Source organism: Actinomadura logoneensis (assembly GCF_003428695.1).
GTDB classification, from domain to species: domain Bacteria; phylum Actinomycetota; class Actinomycetes; order Streptosporangiales; family Streptosporangiaceae; genus Spirillospora; species Spirillospora logoneensis.
Window position 1 is genome coordinate 1 of record NZ_QURH01000175.1, and the last position, 4,208, is coordinate 4,208.

Consider the following 4,208-nt stretch of genomic DNA (forward strand, 5'->3'; position numbering starts at 1 on the left):
GCCGTGCCCCTCGCGGCGCTGGCCACCGTGCCCGTCGCGGCGCTGGCCACCGCCTGCGGCGCGGCCGGCGGCCCGTCCCAGGCGAACGACGCCGTCGGTCCGCAGCGGCCCGTCACGACCGACACGGCCTCGCCGGGCAGCCCCGGCGGCGGTGAGATGACCACGCCGGGCAGCCCCGGTGGCGAAATGACGACGCCTGAGAGCCCGGGCGGCGAAATGACGTCGCCCGAGAGCCCAGGCGGCGGGATGACGTCGCCCGAGAGCCCGGGCGGCGGGATGACGTCGCCCCCGGGGACCGGAACGCCCTCACCGGGCGCTCCCACGGCCGCGAAGACGATCGCGACCGCGTCGATAGGCGGTCTGGGCCACATCCTGGTCGACGGCAAGGGCCGCACCCTGTACATGTTCGAGAAGGACCAGGGGTCCACGTCGTCCTGCACCGGGCAGTGCGCCGCGGTGTGGCCTCCGGCCATCACCAAGGGCAAGCCGCAGGCCGGGTCGGGCGCCAAGGAGTCGATGCTCGGCACCGCCAGCAGGAACGACGGCACCATGCAGGTGACGTACGGCGGGCACCCGCTCTACTACTACACGCCGGACGGCGGGATGAAGGGCAGCGTCAAGGGCGAGGGCCTCAACCAGTTCGGCGGCGGCTGGTTCGTGGTGTCCCCGGACGGCAAGAAGGTCGAGCAGAACACCGGCGGCCCGGGCGGTGGTTACTGACCCGCCACGCCGAGGGCCGTTCCTCCCGCGGGCCGTCCCGATACTCGGCACAGGGAAGCGGGGTCCCGGGGCCGGTCGGCACCACGCGACCGGCCCCGGTTCGCATCATCGGGGTAGCTCAGGAGCGGTTCTTCGCAGCCCTCCGCGATCGACCACAGACCGTTCCGCCGCCTGCTGCGTCCGCAACAGGTGATCGGCCCGCTGTCACCGTCCCGGTGACGGCTCGGTGCGGTACGTCGCGGCCAGGGCCAGCACGCCGAGGACGAGCAGCGCCCAACTTCCCGTCACCGGGAAGTAGAGGACGCACAGCGGGACGCCGGTGGCGAGGAGGAACCAGCCGACCTGGGCGGGGACGCGGCCCGTCAGGCGGACGGCCAGACGGGTCATGGTGCCGAGGACGAACAGCAGCGCCCCCGCGATGAGGAACCACACGCTCGCCTCCCGGTTCCAGTGACCGGGGGCGTCGGGGTCGGCGACCGCCGCGGCGAACCCGTCGCGGACGATGTCGTCCCAGGCGTTGGGCTGGAGGAACGCCCACGCGAAGTGCAGCACCGCCGTGGCGATGATCAGGCGCGGGACCCAGCGGTTCAGGCCGCTCACGGCCGTCCTCCGTTCGTGTGCGCGCGGCCGGACTCGTAGGCGGCGCGGGCTCTCGGCAGGACGGCGCGCCAGACCGGACGCCAGACGCGTCCGGGCAGGTGGCGGCTGCGTTCCTCGCGGGCGACGCGTCCGCGCGGATGGCCCTTCCAGCCCGCCGAGCCCGCGTCGTAGGCCGTCCGGTACTCGATCTGGCAGACGTGCTTGACGTTCTTGTAGCCGTAGTGCGCGGGGGCGACCAGGCGGAGGGGCGCGCCCACGTCGGGATCGAGGGGCGCGCCGTCCAGGGTGTCGGCCAGCAGGACGTCCGGGGCGAGCGCGTCGTCCAGGCGGAGGGTGGACGCGTAGCCGTCGAGCCCCCGGAAGGTGACCCAGCGCACGGCGGACCAGGGCCGCGTCCGCTCTGTGAGATACGCGTGGACGTCCCGGAAGGGAACCCCGGCCCAGGACAGGTCGAGCACGCTCCACGTGGTGACGCAGTGCAGGTCGGCCACGCGGGTCGTGCGGTTCGGCAGCCCGGCGAGGTCAGCCGCGCGGACCTGGACCGGATGCCGGACGGCCCCGGTGACGGTCACGACGGCAGGCCCGTCCGTCCTGGGAACGACCGGACCGAAGCGCGGCAGCCCGAACGGACGGTGCCGCGCGACCGGGACCTGCCCGGGCGGCAGGACGGGGTCGGGCTTCACGGGATCCAGGGCGACGCGGTCCGGGCTCCTGCCGTCCAGGCTCATGCGGTCCGGGGGCATGCGACCTCCTTTTTAGAGACACCTCTCTAATATTGCGGAGCGTACCCCACCGGTACGCTCGCCGCATGGGGCGACCTCCTCGGCACGACCGCGACCGGCTGCTGGACGCGGCCGTCGACCTGGTCTCCGAGGGCGGTCCGTCGGACGTCACCGTCGCGGCGGTCGCGCGGGCCGCGGGCGCGCCGAGCGGATCGGTGTACCACCGCTTCCCGAGCGCCGCGGCGCTGCTGGCCGCGGTCTGGCTGCGGACGGTCGAGCGCTTCCAGGCCGGGTTCGTCGCCGCCGCGTCCGCCGAGCCGGCCGAGCGCGCCGCCGTGGCCGCCGCGCGGCACGTGGTCGCCTGGAGCCGCGCCCACCCCCGCGAGGCCCGGGTGCTGCAGTACGGTCCGCGCGATTTCGGTCAGGCCGACTGGCCGGACGCCGACCGGGAACTGCTCGCGACCGCGAACGGGCGCGTCCGCGAGGTCGTGGTCGGGCTCGCCGCCCGGCTCGGCCGCCCGGACGACCTCGGACGCGTCGTCCTGGCCCTGGTGGACGTCCCGCAGAGCCTGGTCCAGCGGCATCTGCGCGAGGGGACGCCGATCCCCGAGTCCGCCGAGGACCTTGTCGCCGAGGCCGCCACCGTCCTGCTCGGCCTCTGAGGCGGACGCCCCGCCGGCGCGGCCGGACTCGGCGTCCCCCGGTTTCCGGACCGCCCCTCCGCGCCCGCCGGCCGTCGCCCGCGAGGCTCGGCGGGACGCGTCGCGCCTCGACCCGCCGCGCGCGCTCCGCGCGGGTTCCGGAATTTCCGGCCGTGATCGGAGGTCGCCGGGAGCGGCATCTTCGGTCCCGGGACGGTAGATTGCGGGCCTGGTCTCTCCCTGTTCTTCACAGCGGCCTTAGCCGCGGCCTGGCAGGGTGGTTGACCTTTGGAGTGGTGTCGACGAACCCGGAGCGAGTGAGGAAACATGTCCGACGACGACAAGCCCCGGGGTGAGCCGGCGGTCAAGGCCAAGTTGCCGAACGCCAAGAACATCCGCAGCCCGGAGTTCACCCCGCACGGCATCAGCGGCGGACGGTCCGGCGGGCAGCCGCTCAGGCCGTCCGCGAAGCCCTCGGGACTGACCGCCGCCCAGGCGAAGAAGCGGCGCACCATCGCGATCGTGGTCGCGGTCGTCGCGGTGCTCGCCATCGCCGGGGGCACCACCTGGTACGTGACGCGGCCCGCGCCCAAGGTCGAGGTGACCGGGGCGTTCGGCAGCGCGCCGAAGGTGAAGATCCCGGGTTCGGTGACGCCGGGCAAGAGCCTCAAGGTGACCCAGCCGGTCACCGGCACCGGTCCCAAGATCGCCGCGAACACGCTCGCGCTGCTCCACTACGAGATCTACAAGTGGACGCCGAAGGGCGGCGACAAGAAGGGCTCGACCAGCAAGAAGGTGCTGGACACCCGGGAGAAGACCGAGCTCAACCCGCAGCCCGGCCCGCAGCTCCTGCCGGTCGACAAGCTCCAGGTCAAGGGCCTCAAGAACGGCCTGACCAACCGGACCGAGGGCAGCCGCGTCGTGCTGCAGATCCCGCCGGACCAGAGCTTCGACCCGCAGTCGGCGCAGCAGTTCGGCCTCGCCGACGGCGACTCGGTCGTGTTCGTCGCCGACATCCTCAAGGTCATCCCGACCAACGCCGAGGCCACCGGCGCCGAGCAGAAGCTCACCGACAAGAACCTGCCGACGGTCGAGCCGCAGAAGGGCAAGGCCCCCAAGGTCACCATCCCGAAGGTGGACCCGCCCAAGACCATGCAGGTCAAGACCCTGATCCAGGGCACCGGGCCGACCACCACCAAGGACGACACCGCGGTGGTGAACTACCTCGGGCAGATCTGGGGCACCGGCAAGACGTTCGACTCGTCCTGGGAGAAGGGCGCGCCCACCGCGTTCCCGCTCGCGGACCCGCCGCCCGGCGCCATGCCCGGCTTCTTCAAGGGCCTGCGCGACCTGAAGGTCGGCAGCCGGGTGATGCTGATCCTGCCGCCGTCCGACGGCTACGGGAAGTCCGGCAACCCGCAGGCGGGCATCAAGGGCACCGACACGGTCGTGTTCGTGGTGGACATCCTCGGGACGGCCAAGACGAGCTGACCCGACGGCCGCACCGGTTCGCGGTCCCACGACC

Annotated in this window: 5 protein-coding genes; 3 read left to right on the forward strand and 2 right to left on the reverse strand. The window is 73.2% G+C overall.

Annotated elements, in window-relative coordinates:
• Positions 1-720, forward strand: a 720-nt coding sequence (locus DZF91_RS41045; protein ID WP_199486513.1) for a COG4315 family predicted lipoprotein, incomplete at its 5' end; no start/stop codon positions are given.
• A gap of 204 nt (positions 721-924) precedes the next feature.
• Here DZF91_RS41045 and DZF91_RS09030 read toward each other — a convergent pair.
• A complete protein-coding gene (locus DZF91_RS09030; RefSeq protein WP_117357017.1) occupies positions 925-1,320 on the reverse strand; it encodes a DUF6463 family protein in 396 nt (131 codons plus the stop codon).
• Entirely contained in the window at positions 1,317-2,063 is a 747-nt protein-coding gene (locus tag DZF91_RS09035; RefSeq protein ID WP_235834180.1) for a molybdopterin-dependent oxidoreductase, read from the reverse strand. The genes DZF91_RS09030 and DZF91_RS09035 overlap by 4 nt, the downstream gene beginning before the upstream one ends.
• Before the next feature lie 65 nt (positions 2,064-2,128).
• Between DZF91_RS09035 and DZF91_RS09040 the strand changes: the two genes are divergently transcribed.
• Both DZF91_RS09040 and DZF91_RS09045 read left to right on the forward strand, forming a co-directional pair.
• A complete protein-coding gene (locus tag DZF91_RS09040; RefSeq protein ID WP_117357018.1) occupies positions 2,129-2,704 on the forward strand; it encodes a TetR/AcrR family transcriptional regulator in 576 nt (191 codons plus the stop codon).
• 306 nt (positions 2,705-3,010) lie between these two features.
• Complete coding sequence (locus tag DZF91_RS09045; RefSeq protein WP_117357019.1) at positions 3,011-4,174, forward strand: FKBP-type peptidyl-prolyl cis-trans isomerase; 1,164 nt, start codon at positions 3,011-3,013, stop codon at positions 4,172-4,174.
• Positions 4,175-4,208 lie beyond the last annotated feature (34 nt).

Excerpts from the sequence above, each read along its gene's own strand:
- DZF91_RS09035 (WP_235834180.1), bottom strand. The coding sequence starts at position 2,063 with ATGCCCCCGGACCGCATGAGCCTGGACGGCAGGAGCCCGGACCGCGTC.
- DZF91_RS09040 (WP_117357018.1), top strand. The coding sequence starts at position 2,129 with ATGGGGCGACCTCCTCGGCACGACCGCGACCGGCTGCTGGACGCGGCC.
- DZF91_RS09045 (WP_117357019.1), top strand. The coding sequence starts at position 3,011 with ATGTCCGACGACGACAAGCCCCGGGGTGAGCCGGCGGTCAAGGCCAAG.